At 63.2% G+C, this 15,157-nt stretch carries 9 protein-coding genes; 1 reads left to right on the plus strand and 8 read right to left on the minus strand.

Translation table 11 applies throughout. From position 1 onward, the window contains the following. Positions 1-7: 7 nt before the first annotated feature. A complete protein-coding gene (locus tag G7009_RS13210) occupies positions 8-922 on the minus strand; it encodes a site-specific integrase (RefSeq protein ID WP_181130511.1) in 915 nt (304 codons plus the stop codon). Between the two features lie 352 nt (positions 923-1,274). Here G7009_RS13210 and G7009_RS13215 point away from each other — a divergent pair, with 352 nt between their 5' ends. Further along, positions 1,275-1,535, plus strand: coding sequence for a DUF1652 domain-containing protein (locus G7009_RS13215; protein WP_181130512.1), 261 nt, complete (start codon positions 1,275-1,277; stop codon positions 1,533-1,535). A gap of 65 nt (positions 1,536-1,600) precedes the next feature. On the opposite strand, the gene G7009_RS13220 is transcribed toward G7009_RS13215, so the two are convergent. The 7 genes from G7009_RS13220 to G7009_RS13250 form a co-directional block, all read right to left on the minus strand. Continuing rightward, on the minus strand, positions 1,601-3,682 hold the full coding sequence (locus tag G7009_RS13220) for a putative bifunctional diguanylate cyclase/phosphodiesterase (RefSeq protein ID WP_181130513.1): 2,082 nt from the start codon (positions 3,680-3,682) through the stop codon (positions 1,601-1,603). A gap of 236 nt (positions 3,683-3,918) precedes the next feature. Beyond that, positions 3,919-5,427, minus strand: a complete 1,509-nt coding sequence (locus tag G7009_RS13225) for an efflux transporter outer membrane subunit (protein ID WP_181130514.1) — start codon at positions 5,425-5,427, stop codon at positions 3,919-3,921. Continuing rightward, positions 5,424-8,534: an efflux RND transporter permease subunit gene (locus G7009_RS13230; RefSeq protein ID WP_181130515.1), complete on the minus strand. Its 3,111-nt coding sequence runs from the start codon at positions 8,532-8,534 to the stop codon at positions 5,424-5,426. The genes G7009_RS13225 and G7009_RS13230 overlap by 4 nt, the downstream gene beginning before the upstream one ends. Before the next feature lie 103 nt (positions 8,535-8,637). Further along, positions 8,638-11,733 (minus strand): MdtB/MuxB family multidrug efflux RND transporter permease subunit, encoded by a 3,096-nt coding sequence (locus G7009_RS13235; protein WP_181130516.1) that lies wholly within the window; start codon positions 11,731-11,733, stop codon positions 8,638-8,640. Beyond that, a complete protein-coding gene (locus tag G7009_RS13240) occupies positions 11,730-13,001 on the minus strand; it encodes an MdtA/MuxA family multidrug efflux RND transporter periplasmic adaptor subunit (RefSeq protein WP_181130517.1) in 1,272 nt (423 codons plus the stop codon). Before G7009_RS13240 ends, G7009_RS13235 begins: the two co-directional genes overlap by 4 nt. A 207-nt stretch (positions 13,002-13,208) precedes the next feature. Further along, positions 13,209-13,709: a thiol peroxidase gene (gene tpx, locus G7009_RS13245; protein ID WP_181130518.1), complete on the minus strand. Its 501-nt coding sequence runs from the start codon at positions 13,707-13,709 to the stop codon at positions 13,209-13,211. A gap of 140 nt (positions 13,710-13,849) precedes the next feature. Beyond that, positions 13,850-15,142 (minus strand): serine/threonine transporter, encoded by a 1,293-nt coding sequence (locus G7009_RS13250; protein WP_181130519.1) that lies wholly within the window; start codon positions 15,140-15,142, stop codon positions 13,850-13,852. Positions 15,143-15,157: the final 15 nt, after the last annotated feature.

The following is a 15,157-nucleotide window of genomic DNA, read 5'->3' on the forward strand; positions in this document are numbered from 1 at the left end:
CCGAGCGTCAGTAATCGAACCGATCCACCGCGCGTCGGCGCTCGTTGTCGTCGCGGCGATCGTAGCCCACGGTCGTCTGAATGTTGGCGTGGTGGGCCAGCTTCTGCGCGATCGACAGGTCGTGTTCCTCGATCACGCGGGTAATGAAGGCCCGGCGGAAATCATGGGGCATGATCTTGACCCCGACCTGCGCGCCCCGTTGGCGCGCGATGTAGTAGATGGCGTGCTTGGTGATACGCGCCCGGGTGATGTGATTGCCACGGCGGATCCGGTTGAACAGGAAAGCATCGTCTGGCTCACCGGCCGGCAGCTGCTCGCGGCGGAAATCGAGCCAGGCCTGCAGTTTCTCGAAGGCCCAGGCCGGCGCGTACTTGATCAGTTGCCGGTTGCCCTTGCCCAGTACCTGCAGGCTGCGCTCCTGGAAGTCGACCTGATCGAGCATCACATCGACCGATTCCGACTTGCGCATGCCGGTACCGTACAGCAGCGCGATGATCGCCGCATCGCGAATGCCCTGAGGGCGCGGATCGGCGGCGCACACGTCCATCAACTCCCGGATCAGGCTACGGCGCAGGTTGCGTCCCGGCGGCAAACGGCTGCCACTGGCCGGCTTGATTTCGCGCAAGCGTTGCAACTGTTCGTGGCTGATCAGCTCCAACCGCCATGCCTCGTTCATCACACCCCGCAGGGCATTGACGTACAACGAGGAAGTATTGGGCGCATAACCGTCGGTACGCAGGGCAGCCACCAGCCCGATGACGTGGCCTGGTTCCAGGCGATGCCAGGGGATATCGACGATATCGCAGTCGACGAAGCCCAAGCGATCAGCGATGTCCTGCAGGATGTAGCGCATGGTCAATTGGCTGGAGGGCGCCAACCGGGCGAGGTATTGCAGTAACGGGTTGCGAAGAGGGTCGGACAAAACGTGGATCCTGTTGCGAGACGGTCAGCTGCGGCCAGAGACCGCGCGAGCGAAGAATGAGCGCGCTGTTCTGTCCAAACAGGCGGGCAAGGTTACAATGGTAACCCATTCCTGGCGTGTATGAATGGAGCTGAATGTGTGTCGCGACACGGCATTGCCCTTCTGCGTAAACGTTCGCGACACCACAAATCCCGATCCGTTCGACGAACGGTCTGTGATCTGTATCAAGCATTGACAAATTCGTCACATTTACAAGAGAACATCATCCATCCAAGTGCTAAGGTAAGTGTTCCCTCGGCCTAGGACTGGCCGTTGATCACCGCGTTCAGGATCTGGAACAAGGAGGCTGGCCATGAACAAGATGACGTTTCCCAATGCCTGCCAGGTGATGCGCTGGCATTTTCATCCGTTGGGCTTCGAAGCCACCATGGATGCGCCGCGCAGTATGATTGCCCGGCTCTTCGACCGCGCAACGGGCGAAACCGTGATGGCGATTGCCGGCATACCCTGCACCTCCATCATGGCCGCCGCGGACGTGGAGCGGATCATAGAGGCAGTCGAGACCGAAATGGATGCTTTCGTGCCTTTTTGCGCGCTGCGCGATGCGGGATAGGCGCGGCAAGCACACAGGCTCTAGAGGAAAGGTAAACCCACGTGTTCGATGCCTCGCAGCCAGCCTCAGTCTGCGAACGGAATGTTTCTGGTCGACAGCGTTGGCATGAACTGGGCCGCTGGCATGGGCTGACCAAGCAGATACCCCTGCAAGGCGTCGCAGCCCAGGCGGGTCAGAAATTCCCGCTGGGAATCCGTTTCGACCCCTTCGGCAACGATCCGTAGGCCGAGCACCCGTCCTACCGCGATAATGGCTGCAATGATGGCCGCGTCGTCGCTGTCCTGCTTCAGGCCCTGGACAAACCCTCTATCGATCTTCAGCTCGTTGGCCGGCAGGCGCTTGAGGTACTTCAGGCTCGAATAACCCGTGCCGAAATCATCAATGGAAATGTCCACGCCCATGTCTGCCAACCGCTGCAGCACCACGAGACTGGTGTCGGCATCGCGCATGGCCGTGGTTTCGGTGATCTCCAGTGTCAGATTGTTGGGTGGCAAGCGGTTATCCGCCAACGCGCGCGCCACACTGTCGACCAGGCCGGCATGACAGAACTGGATAGCTGACAGGTTGACCGCCATGCGCCATTCCCGATGATCGTCATCGATCCATTGGCGCATCTGTCGGCAAGCTTCGTGCAATACCCACTCTCCGATGGGAATGATCAGCCCGGTCTTTTCCGCCTGCGAGATGAAACGGTCCGGCAGGAGCAGGCCATGCTGCGGATGCTCCCAGCGCAGCAACGCCTCGGCACCGATGGGGTGGCGTCCGTGGGCATCGAACTTGGGCTGGTAGAAGAGACGGAACTGGCCGTGCTCGAGCGCCAGGCGCAGATCTTGCGTCATCTGCAACTGCAGCCGGGCATTGGAGTTCATCGAAGCATCGAAAAAACTGTAGCCGTTCTTGCCGGCGCTCTTGGCGTGATACATGGCGGCATCGGCATTGCGCAACAGCTCCTGCTGATCCTGGCCGTTACCTGGATAGAGGACAATGCCCAGGCTGGCCGAGACTTGCAAATCATGCTCGGCGATACGGAAGGGCCTGGAGATGAGCTTGACCTGTTTCGCCGCGACCTCCATCGCATCGTCCGGCTCCTGGAGCTCCACCAGCAGGACGAACTCGTCGCCGCCAATACGGGCCAAGGTGTCCTGGCTATGCAGATGACCGCGCAACCGCGCCGCGACGGCCTTGAGCAGTTGATCGCCGACATGGTGGCCGAATGCATCGTTGACCGGCTTGAAACTGTCCAGATCGATGAACATCAGCGCAAAATAACCACCCTGCTCCGCTACTTTCCCGATAGCCAGCTCGATGCGATCGGCGAGCAAGGTACGATTGGGCAGCCCAGTCAGAATGTCGTGCAGGGCCAACTGGGTCAGCTCTTCGTTGGCCAGGGTCAAGGAGCGTGCCAGATCGACCGTGCGCGCCTCCAATCGGGCGTCGAGCACTGACGTCAACAAGGCTATGGCGATCACTGCCAGCGTAGTGACCAGCACACTGTAGCCCAGGCCATCGCCGCGAATCCCGTCCATCAGGGCGCCACAGAAACTGCCCGCGGGGAACCCTGCCGCCGCCATGCCGGTGTAGTGCATGCCGACGATGGCAAACCCCATCATTACGGCCGCCGCGCCCCGGACCTGTCTCACGTACGGGGTTTGTCGACGCAGGCGAAACACGATCCATAGCGCCGCCGCCGAAGCCCCCACCGCAATGACCAGGGAGGCCGCGAACAGCATCGGATCGTAATCGATACCCGGAACCATGCGCAGTGCCGCCATGCCGGTGTGGTGCATGCTGCTGATTCCGCCCCCCATGATCAGCGCTCCTAGCCCCAGGTGAAGCCATGGCAGCCTTGGCTGGCTTACCACCCACAGGGCAAAACCCGACGAAAGGACAGCGATGACCAGGGAAAGCAGTGTCAGCGGGAGGTCATAACCCAGCTCGATGGGCAGACGGAAGGCCAGCATGCCGATGAAATGCATGGACCAGACCCCGGTGCCCATGGCCAATGCGCCCCCGGTGATCCACATGGGCACGGAGCGACCCTTGGCCGTCGCGATGCGCCCCGCCATGCCCAAGGCGGTATAAGACGCCAGGATGGCCACGCACAGGGAGATCAACACCAGTGAGGATGAATAAGTTCCGATCAGCATTCGAGCGTTCGCAACCCGAGAAAAGGCGGCCAATGGCCAGCATGGACAAGCACACCATTGTACTCAAGCTCTGGCGAAACGCACGGAGTTTTACGCGAATGATAATGGATCGAATTTCATGCAGCACGCTGAGATACTGCGCTGTTTCCTCAAGCCTCGAGGATTGTATCGAAAGCGCCAATTAGCGGAGCACGCTGCGAAGGCTGCCTCCTGCACCCTGCCAGGAGGCGACTCTTTCAGTCTTCAGCGGCGTTACCGTCTTCGCCTGCGGCAAACGCTTGCTGCATGTCCCATCCTCCGCCCAAGGCGGCAATCAGCTGCACACTGGCTACCAGGCGGCCTTGCAACAGGCTCAGCGCGCTGCGCTCGTTGCTCAAGGCGGTGGTCTGGACGTTGACCACGTCGAGGTAGCCGATCAGGCCAGCCTTGTACTGGTTTTCGGTCAGGCGCAAGGACTCGCGCGCCGCGGCGAGTGCTTCGTCTCGCACCACGGCTTCATCGCCGTAGACCTTCAACTGGACCAGGTAATCTTCGACTTCACGCAAGCCATCGAGCACCGTCTGGCGATACTGGGCGACGGTCTGGTCGTATACGGCTTTGGTACGGTCGACCTCGGCACCGCGCTGGCCGCCATCGAACAAGGTCATCGCCAGCTGTGGGCCTACCGACCAGAACCGATTGGGCAAGCTGATCCAGTTGCTGAAGCTGCTGCTGCTGTAGCCACCGCTCATGCTCAGGGTCAGGTCCGGGAAGTAAGCGGCGCGCGCCACGCCGATGCTCGCGTTGGCCGCCATGACCTGACGCTCGGCCGAGGCGATATCCGGACGACGTTCGAGCAGTTGCGAGGGCAAGGCCACCGGGATCTGCGGCAGGCTCGGGATGCTGTCGCTGGCGGCCAGGGCGAAATCGGCCGGCGCCTTGCCCATCAGTACCGCAATGGCATTCTCGTATTGCGCGCGCTGCCAGGCCAGGTCGATCAGGTCGGCCTGGGTGCTTTTGAGCTGGGTCTGTGCCTGGGCCACCGCGTCAGGACCAGAAACCCCGGCACGGTACTGGTTCTGGGTCATCTTCAGCGAGCGTTCGTAGGTGGTGACCGTCGCCTCGAGCAAGCGCTTCTGCTCATCGATGACGCGCAGTTGCAGGTAGTTCTGCACCAGCTCCGACTGCAGGCTCAGGCGTATCGCGGCCAGGTCGGCCAGGCTGGCCTCGGCGCTCGCTCGATTCGAGGCGAGGGTTTCGCGCAGCTTGCCCCAGAGGTCCAGTTCCCAGCTCACGCCCAACTGGGCGTTGTAGGTATCACGAATACCACTACTGCTGCTGCTCAGGCTGGAGTTGCTGCTACCAGTGCCCTGGGAGGAACGGGTCTTGCCGGCACTCAGGTCGAGGCTGGGGAACAGCGAACCGCGACTGGCGCGTACCAGAGCCTGGGACTGCCGGTACTGAGCTTCATACTGGGCGACGGTCTGATTGCCGCGGTTGAGTTCTTCGACCAGGGCATTGAGCCCTGCGTCACCGTACAGCTCCCACCAGGCCCCCCGGGCGATGGCGTCCGAGGGCGTGGCCTGTGTCCAGCCTTCGACCTGCTTGAAGTGTGCGGGCGTCGCGAGCTCGGGACGATGATAATCCGGGCTCAGGGTACAGGCGCTGAGCACCACCAGGCACAGCCCGGCACCGAGCAGGCGCGAGCCGCGACCGCGAGGCAGGTATCGCAAGGCACGGTGGAGCGGGGTCTGGGCAAAATTCATAGCGGAGTTTCCAGGGCGGCATCGGTACGTACACCGCGCCAGTGGTTGAAACGATGACGCAGGCGATCCAGGTAGAGGTAGACCACGGGCGTCGTATAGAGAGTCAGGACCTGGCTGAAGACCAGTCCTCCGATGATGGTCAGACCCAGTGGCTGACGCATCTCGGCCCCCTCGGCGGAACCGAGCAGCAAGGGCAAGGCGCCAAGCATCGCCGCCAGCGTGGTCATGAGGATCGGCCGCAGACGCAACAGGCAGGCGCGGCGGATCGATTCCTCGGGGGAAAGGCCGTCATTGCGCTCCAGTTGCAGCGCCAGGTCGATCATCAGGATGGCGTTCTTCTTCACCACCCCGATCAGCAGGAACAGCCCCAGCAGCGAGATCAGGCTGAACTGTCCGCCCGTGACATACAACGCGAGCAAGGCGCCGACCCCGGCCGACGGCAGGGTCGAGAGAATGGTCAACGGGTGGATATAGCTCTCGTAGAGGATACCCAGCACCAGGTACACCAGCACCAGGGCGCCGAGAATCATCAGCGGCTGCCCTTCCTGGGTCTTGGCAAACGCATCGGCCGTCCCGCCAAGCTTCGCAATCACCGACTCCGGGAGCCCGACCTTGGCCACCGCACGCTCGACCGCCGTCATCGCCTGATCAGGGCTGTAGCCTTCGGCGACGTCGAAGGCGATGTCCTCGGCAGCGAACTGGCCTTCGTGGCTGACCCTGTCGTTGGCCAAGGTGTTCTCGTAACGCGCGATGGTCGACAGCGGCACGCGCGCGCCCTCGGCGGTGATGACCTGGACCTGTTCCAGGGTACTCGGGTCCCAGGCATATTTCGGGTTGATCTCGAGCACCACCTGGTACTGGTTGAGGCTGTCGTAGATGGTCGAGATCTGTCGCTGGCTGTAGGCGTTGTTGAGCACCGTGGTGACCATGTCCATGTCGATCCCCAGGCGCTTGGCCTGGTCACGGTCGACCACCAGGGTCACCTGCTGGGTACCGCTGCCGTCACGGGCGTCGATCGCGGTCAGCTCAGGCAGCGCGCGCATGGCCGCCACCACCTTCGGGAACCACTCGCGCAACGCGGCCAGGTCGCCGCTCTGCAAGGTGTAGAGGTATTGGGAAGAGCTCTGGTCGCGACCGCCGCCGCCCAGCTGCAGGTCCTGGTCGGCCATCAGGAACAGCCGACCGCCTGGCACCTTGGGCATGTCCCGACGCAGGCGCTCGATCACCTCCTGGGCGGAAATCCTGCGTTCGGCGATGGGTTTTAGACGGACCAGGATCATCGCATTGTTGGTACCGCTGTTGCCGCCGATGAAGCCCGCCACGCTCTGCACCGCCGGATCGGCCAGCAAGGCCAGGCGATAGGTCTCCATCTTCGGCTGCATGACGGTGAACGACAGGCCGTCGTCGCCACGAATGAAGCCCATCAACTGCCCAGTGTCCTGTTGCGGCATCAGGGTCTTGGGCACCACGACATACAGCACCACGTTGACCACGATGGTGACCAGCAGGCTGGCCAACGTCAGCCTGCGGTGGCGCAGCACCCAGCCCAGGCTGCGGTCGTAGCCGGCGACCATGCGCTGGTGCACGCGCGCGCTCCAGCGTTGCACCCTGCTCTGCTGCTCCACCTCGTGGGGCTTGAGCCAGCGCGCGCAGAGCATGGGCGTCAGGGTGAGGGAGACCACCAGGGAGACGATGATCGCGGCCGCCAGGGTGATCGAGAACTCCTGGAACAGACTGCGCACGATACCGCCCATGAACAGGATCGAAACGAACACCGCCACCAGCGAGACGTTCATCGACAGCAGGGTGAAGCCGACTTCCTTGGTGCCCAAGTAGGCCGCATGCATTGGCGGATGACCGTCTTCGATATGCCGGGAGATGTTCTCCAGCACCACGATGGCGTCGTCCACCACCAGGCCGGTGGCCAGGATCAGCGCCATCAGCGACAGGTTGTTCAGGGAGAAGCCGCACAAGTACATCACCGCGAACGTACCCACCAGGGAAACCGGCACCGCCAGGGTCGGAATCAATGACGCGCGCAGGTTACCCAGGAACAGGTAGACCACCAGGATGACCAGACCCACGGCGATCAACAGGGTGTGCTCGGCTTCCGCGAGGGTAGCCTTGATCACCGGCGAGCGATCCATGGCGATGTCGAGCTTGACGTTGGCAGGGACCAGCGACTGCAAGGCAGGCAGCTGGGCCTTGATCTGTTCGACGGTCTCGATGATGTTGGCGCCCGTCTGGCGGTTGATCACCAGCAGCACCGCGCTCCGATTATTGAAGAAGCCGCTGTTGTAGCGATTCTCGACACCGTCGGTGACCGTGGCCACGTCGCTCAGGCGCAGGATGGCACCGTCCTGCTGACGAATCACCAGCGGCTCGTAGTCCTTGGCCTTCTCCAACTGGTCGTTGGTACGGACCTCCCAGCTGCGCTCGGTATTTTCGACGAAACCCATGGGCCGCCGCTGGTTGGCGTTGGCGACCGCAGTGCGTACGTCGTCCAGGGCCAGGCCGTACTGGTTGAGCAACTGCGGCTCCAGGGCGATCCGCACCGCCGGCAGCGAGCTGCCCCCGATCTGCACCTCCCCCACCCCGGACACCTGCGCCAGGCTCTGGGACAGGATGGTATCGGCCAGGTCGTAGAGCTGGCCTTTCTGCAGCACATCGGACGTCAGCGCCAGCACCATGATGGGTGCTTGCGAAGGGTTGATCTTCTTGTAGGTGGGCATGCTGCGCATGCCGCTGGGCAGCAGGTTGCGGGTAGCGTTGATGGCCGCCTGCACCTCGCGCGCGGCGGCGTCGATATCGCGTCCCTGCTCGAAACCGATGATGACCCGGGTCGAGCCCTGGTTCGAACTGCTGGTGAGCGTGGTGACCCCGGCGATGCTGCCCAGCTTGCGCTCGAGCGGCGTTGCCACGGTGGCGGCCATGACCTCGGGGCTGGCCCCGGAAAGGTTGGCCTGTACCACGATGACCGGGAAGTCTATCTGCGGCAGCGGCGAGACGGGCAGCAGGCCGAAGCTGACACTGCCCAGCAGCATGATCGCCAGGCTCAGCAGCAGCGTGGCGACCGGGCGACGGATGAAAGGTCCGGATAGGTTCACGGGATGCTCCAGACGATGAGTCGCGCGCCACCGGCATGGGCGACTGCCCGATGGCCGCGTGCATCCGTCAAGACGAGGTACGAGGCGTCGGCGTACGGACCCGTCATGCCGGCTCCTGCGCCAGGCGCTGCTTGCGGAAGCGACGTGCGAGCCGATCGAAGTACAGGTAGATGACCGGGGTAGTGAACAGCGTCAGCACCTGGCTGACCAGCAGCCCACCGACCATCACCAGGCCCAGCGGCTGGCGCAACTCGGCGCCGGAGCCGGTCGCGAGCATCAGTGGCACGGCGCCGAACAGCGCGGCCAGCGTGGTCATGAGGATCGGTCTGAAGCGCAGCAGCGCCGCCTGGTAGATGGCTGCCTGCGGGTCCATGCCCTGGTTGCGCTCGGCCTCCAGGGCGAAGTCGATCATCATGATGGCGTTCTTCTTGACGATGCCGATCAGCAGGATGATGCCGATGATGGCGATCATGCCCAGGTCGTTGCCGCTCACCAGCAACGCCAGCAAGGCGCCGACCGCCGCCGACGGCAAGGTGGAGAGGATGGTGATCGGGTGGATGTAGCTCTCGTAGAGCACGCCCAGGACGATGTACATGGTCACCACCGCGGCGAGGATCAACAGCAAGGTGCTCGACAACGAAGCCTGGAATGCCTCGGCGGCCCCCTGGAAGCGCGTCTGCACGCCGATCGGCATGCCGATTTCCTGCTGCACCTGCTCGATCACCTCGACCGCCTGGCCCAGGGCCACGCCAGGCGCCAGGTTGAACGACATCATCACCGCCGGGAACTGGCCGATGTGCGAAATCGCCAACTGTGTCGGGCGCTGCTCGATACCCGCCAGCGCCGACAGACGTACCTGGCCGCCATCGCTGGACTTGACGTGAATCTGCTCCAGCGCCTGCGGCCCGAGGTTGGCGGCCGCCTGAGCCTGCAGCACGACGCGGTACTGGCTGGCCTGGGTGTAGATGGTCGAGATCTGCCGCTGGCCGAAAGCGTCGTACAGGGCGTTGGTGATCTGCGACACGTTGATTCCCAGGCGGCTGGCGGCGTCACGGTCGATCACCAGGTAGACCTGCAGGCCCTTGTCCTGCAGGTCGCTGGCCACGTCGCTGAGTTCGGACCGCTTGTGCAGGGCCTCGGACAGCTTGCCACTCCATTGCGCGAGAAGGTCGGCATCGGGTGACGACAGGCTGAACTGGTACTGGGTGCGACTGACTCTATCCTCGATGCTCAGGTCCTGGACCGGCTGCATGAACAGGCGGATCCCGACCAGCCTGTCGACCTGCGGCTGCAGGCGGCTGATGACTTCACCGGCCGTGACATCGCGCTCGCCGTGGGCCTTGAGGTTGATCAGCAGGCGACCGCTGTTGAGGGTCGCGTTGTCACCGTCCACACCGATGTAGGACGACAGGCTCTGCACGGCGGGGTCTTGCAGGATGACCTTGCTCAGCGCTTGCTGGCGCTCGCTCATGGCCGTGAACGAAGTGGTCTGCGGCGCTTCGGAAATGCCCTGGATGACACCGGTATCCTGCACCGGGAAGAAGCCCTTGGGCACGACCATGTAGAGCACGACGGTCAGCGCCAGGCTGGCGACGGCCACCAGCAGGGTCAGTGGCTGATGGCGCAGCACCCACTGCAGCCCGCGGCCGTAATGCTTGATCAACCAATCGATCCAGGCGCCGCTGGCGCGATAGAAGCGGCCCTGTTCCTCTTCCTTGGGCTCGCGCTTGAGCAGCCGCGCGCACATCATCGGCGTCAGGGTCAGGGACACGACCAGGGAGATCAGGATGGCCACCGCCAGGGTAACGGCGAACTCGCGGAACAAGCGCCCTACCACATCGGCCATGAACAGCAGTGGAATCAGTACCGCGATCAGCGAAAGCGTCAGTGACACCAGGGTGAAGCCTATCTGCCGCGCGCCCTTGAGCGCCGCCTGCATCGGCGTTTCGCCTTCCTCGATGTGTCGCGAGATGTTCTCGAGCATGACGATGGCGTCGTCCACCACGAAGCCGGTGGCGATGGTCAGCGCCATCAGGGTCAGGTTGTTAATGGAAAAACCGGCCAGGTACATCACGCCGAAGGTGCCGATGAGCGACAACGGCACGGCGATAGAAGGAATCAGGGTGGCGCTGAACCGGCGCAGGAAGACGAAAGTGACCATGACCACCAGGACAATGGCGATCAGCAGCTCGTACTGCACATCCTTCACCGCGGCGCGAATGGTCTGAGTACGGTCGGTCAGGACCATCACATCCAGCCCCGCCGGCAGGTTGTCGGTGATCGAAGGCAGCATCTGCTTGATCCGGTCGACCACTTCGATGACGTTGGCCCCAGGCTGGCGCTGGATATTCAACAGCACCGCCTGGTTTTCGTTGGCCCAGGCCGCCAGCCGCTCGTTCTCCGCGCCGTCGACGATTTCAGCGACGTCTCTGAGGCGCAGCGGCGCGCCCTCGTTGTAGGTGAGGATCAGGTTGGCATATTCCTCCGGCGTGCGGAGCTGGTCATTGGCATCGAGCATCGATACCCGCGTCGGGCCGTCGAAGTTGCCCTTGGGCTGGTTGACGTTGGAGGCGCCGATCAGGGTGCGCACGTCTTCGAGATTGAGCCCGGCGGCGGCCAAGGCCTCCACGTTGACCTTGATGCGGACCGCCTGGCGCTGCCCACCCGCGATGCTGACCATGCCCACGCCGCTGATCTGGGCGAGCTTTTGCGCCACCCGGGTATCGACCAGGTCGTTGAGCTTGGGCAGCGGCATGGTTTTCGAGGAAATCGCCAGGGTCAGCACCGGCGTGTCGGCGGGGTTGACCTTGTTGTACACCGGCGGCGCGGGCAGATCGCTGGGCAACAGGTTGCTGGCCGCGTTGATCGCCGCCTGTACCTGTTGCTCGGCCACGTCCATGTTGATATCGAGACTGAAGCGCAAGGTGAGCACCGAGGCGCCGCCCGAACTGGTCGAGGCCATCTGGGTAAGGCCCGGCATCTGGCCGAACTGCCGTTCCAGGGGCGCGGTCACCGCGCTGGTCATCACTTGGGGGCTTGCGCCGGGATAGAGCGTCATGACTCTAATGGTCGGGTAGTCGACCTGCGGCAGTGCGGAGACCGGCAGCAACCGATAAGCGATGAGGCCGGCCAGGACGATGGCCAGCATGCTCAGGGTCGTGGCGACCGGACGGAGGATGAACAGCCGCGACAGATTCATGCGCCCGCCTTGCGTGGCGCGGAGGCATCGGCGGCGGCGCCCTTGCTCTCCTGCCCCTGCAAGTGCTGGCCTGGAGTGGCGGGCACTTGCGAGCTATCGTCCACGACTTCTACCAGCGTACCTTCGCGCAGACGGTCGGTACCTTCGAGCACCAGGCGATCACCGCTCGCCAGGCCCTCGAGGATCACGCTGCGCTCGCCGTCGCTCGGGCCGACCTTGAGCTTGCGGATGTTGACCTTGTTCTCGGCGTTGACCACGTAGGCGAAGGTGCCATCGGTGCCGAACTGGATCGCGGCTGCCGGCACGGTGACCACTTGCTTGAGCGTATCGGCCAGCAGACGGACGTTGACGAACTGGTTGGGGAACAGTGCCTGGTCCTGGTTCTCGAAGCGTGCCTTGAATTTCAGAGTGCCGGTGGTGACGTCGATCTGGTTGTCGAGGCTGCCCAGCACACCGCTGGCTTGCAACTTGCTGTCACCGCGGTCCCAGGCTTCCACCACGAGAGACGCGCCGGTGCGGTAGCGCTCCAGCACGGTCGGCAGTTCGGTTTCCGGCAAGGTGAAGGTCACGCTGATCGGCTGGGTCTGAGTGATGACCACCAGCGCGGTGGTGTCATTGGCCGCGACCAGGTTGCCCAGGTCGAGCTGGCGCAAGCCCAGGCGTCCGCCGATGGGTGCGCGGATCTGGGTGAATTCGAGGTTGAGGCGCGCGTCGTTGACCGCCGCCTGGTTGGTCATGATCGTCCCCTGGTACTGCGCGACCAGCGCTTGCGCGGTGTCCAACGTCTGCTTGGCGATGCTGTCCTCGGCATACAAGCCTTTATAGCGCGCCAGATCGACCTGGGCATTCTTGAGCTGCGCCTGGTTCTGCGCCAGGGTGCCCTGTGCCTGTTGCAAGGCGATACGGTAGGTGCGCGGGTCGATCTCGGCGAGCAGGTCCCCGGCCTTCACCTGCTGCCCTTCCTTGAAGTGCACCTTGACCAGCTCGCCCGCCACGCGACTGCGGACGTTCACCGTATTGGTCGCCAACACCGTGCCCAATGCCTTGTAGTACACCGGGAAGTCGCTGACCTTGGCCGGTTCCACGCGTACCGGCACCGGGTCGGTGGAGGCGCCGAAGCCAGGCCGGCCACCGCGGCCCGCCTGGCCGGCCGATTCCTCGGAGGTGGACTTGGCGGGCCACAGCCACCAGGCCAGTGCCGCTACCAGCAGCAGGATCAGCAGGCCGAACAGCCAGCGACGGGAGGAACGGGAGGCGGAAGCTTGCATGGGTTGAACGAACCTTGTTCGGAATGATTGCGTGGGGAGGGTGAACGATAAGCACTCGAAGCGTTTTAGCAAAGGCTCTTTACCAGTGATTTACCTTCGACTGACGTTGCCAAAACGCTGAACTTTAAACGAAAACGGCCTGGATGAGCTTCCAGGCCGCTTCTTGCAGGGTATGCGACGGTCTGAGACCGAGGCCGCCTTGTCCGGTTATTTCAGGGCAGCGAGTGCCGCTTCGTAGTTCGGTTCTTCGGCGATTTCCTTGACCAGTTCGCTGTACAGGACCTTGTCGTTCTCATCCAGCACCACGACCGCACGGGCAGCCAGGCCAGCCAGCGGACCGTCGGCGATGGCCACACCGTAGTTCTCCAGGAATTCGCGACCGCGCAGGGTCGACAGGTTCTTCACGTTCTCCAGGCCTTCGGCGCCGCAGAAACGACCCTGGGCGAACGGCAGGTCAGCGGAGATGCACAGCACGACGGTGTCGTTCAGCTCGTTGGCCTTGCTATTGAAGGTACGCACGGATGTGGCGCAGGTCGGAGTATCGACGCTTGGGAAGATGTTCAGCACCTTGCGCTTGCCGGCGAAATCCTGCAGCGACTGGTCAGCCAGGCCGTCACCGACCAGCTTGAAAGCCGGTGCCTGGGTGCCGGGCTGCGGCAGTTGACCATTGACGGTGACCGGATTGCCTTTGAAAGTCACTTGAGCCATGTCGAAAATCCTTGTGCGGATGGAAAAGGATCCCGAGTTAACCATGAATGTCGCCGACAGCCTATGGGTTTCATGTAGCGAAATCAGGCCTGGACGAGAAAACGTCCGGAGCCAAGCAAACCGGACGTCTCCCGCTTCCATCAGCTCAACCAGGCATCGACCACCGAGTAGACGACGGACGAGATGGCCACCAGACCGACGAGGGTCACGAAGACGTTGGACATCGCCCCGCTGTACTTGCGCATGGCCGGTACGCGGCGGATGGCGTACATCGGCATCAGGAACAGAATGGCCGCGATGACCGGCCCACCCAGGGACTCGATCATTGCCAGAATGCTCGGATTGAGAGTCGCGACGATCCAGCACACCACCAGCATCAGTGCCGCGACGATGCGGTCCAGGGCTTTGGCGCCAGGACGCAGGCCGGTCTTGCCGACGATCCCCTTGAGGCCTTCACTGGCACCGATGTAATGGCCGAGGAAGGACTTGGCGATGGCGACGAAAGCGATCAGCGGCGCGGCAAAGGCAATGCTCGGGTTGCTGAAGTGGTTGGCCAGGTACGACAGGACCGACAGGTTCTGCGCCTTGGCCTCGGCCAGCTGCGCGCTGCTCAGGGTCAAGACGCAACTGAACACGAAGAACAGCACCATCGCGACCATCAGCAGGTGGGCACGCGCCAGGATCTGGCCGCTACGCTGATCGGCATGCGCGCCGTGGCGGCGTTTCTGGTCGACGGCGAAGGCCGAGATGATCGGCGAATGGTTGAAGGAGAACACCATCACCGGAATCGCCAGCCACAGGGTATGCAACAGGGTCGCACCCGAGGGCAGCTGGGTAGCGGTGTCCAGGATGCCCCCGGTCCAATGCGGGATCAGGTAGAGCGCCAGCAATCCCAGCGCGACGATGAATGGATAGACCAGCAGGCTCATGACTTTCACCGTCGCCTGCTCGCCGCAGCGCACGATGGCCAGCAACCCAAGGATCAGCAAGAAGGACAGCAGGGCTCGTGGCGGCGGCGTCATGTGCAACTGGTGCTCCATGAAACTGCCCACCGTGTTGGTCAGGGCGACACTGTAGATCAGCAGAATGGGGAAAATGGCGAAGAAGTACAGGACGGTGATCAACGCGCCGGCCTTGATGCCGAAATGCTCTTCGACCACGTCGGTGATGTCCGCGCCCTCGCGTCCGGACAGGACGAAACGGGTCAGCCCGCGGTGGGCGTAGAAGGTCATGGGGAATGCCAGCACGGCAAGGATCAACAGGGGCCAGAAGCCGCCAAGACCAGCGTTGATGGGCAGGAACAGTGTCCCGGCGCCGATGGCTGTGCCGAACAGGCCAAGCATCCAGGTGGTGTCGTGACGCGACCAACTACCAAGGGCAGCGGCAGGTGTCGATTCAAAGCGTTGTTCGACGCTTGGGGCCTGCTCATTCATCCGGGTGCAACTCCA

Origin of the sequence: Pseudomonas capeferrum (genome assembly GCF_013523055.1) — a bacterium.
Taxonomy (GTDB): Bacteria; Pseudomonadota; Gammaproteobacteria; order Pseudomonadales; family Pseudomonadaceae; genus Aquipseudomonas; species Aquipseudomonas capeferrum_A.

Coding starts and splice junctions, on each gene's coding strand:
- G7009_RS13215 (WP_181130512.1), top strand. CDS start 1,275: ATGAACAAGATGACGTTTCCCAATGCCTGCCAGGTGATGCGCTGGCAT.
- G7009_RS13240 (WP_181130517.1), bottom strand. CDS start 13,001: ATGCAAGCTTCCGCCTCCCGTTCCTCCCGTCGCTGGCTGTTCGGCCTG.
- G7009_RS13220 (WP_181130513.1), bottom strand. CDS start 3,682: ATGCTGATCGGAACTTATTCATCCTCACTGGTGTTGATCTCCCTGTGC.
- G7009_RS13250 (WP_181130519.1), bottom strand. CDS start 15,142: ATGAATGAGCAGGCCCCAAGCGTCGAACAACGCTTTGAATCGACACCT.
- G7009_RS13235 (WP_181130516.1), bottom strand. CDS start 11,733: ATGAATCTGTCGCGGCTGTTCATCCTCCGTCCGGTCGCCACGACCCTG.
- G7009_RS13225 (WP_181130514.1), bottom strand. CDS start 5,427: ATGAATTTTGCCCAGACCCCGCTCCACCGTGCCTTGCGATACCTGCCT.
- tpx (WP_181130518.1), bottom strand. CDS start 13,709: ATGGCTCAAGTGACTTTCAAAGGCAATCCGGTCACCGTCAATGGTCAA.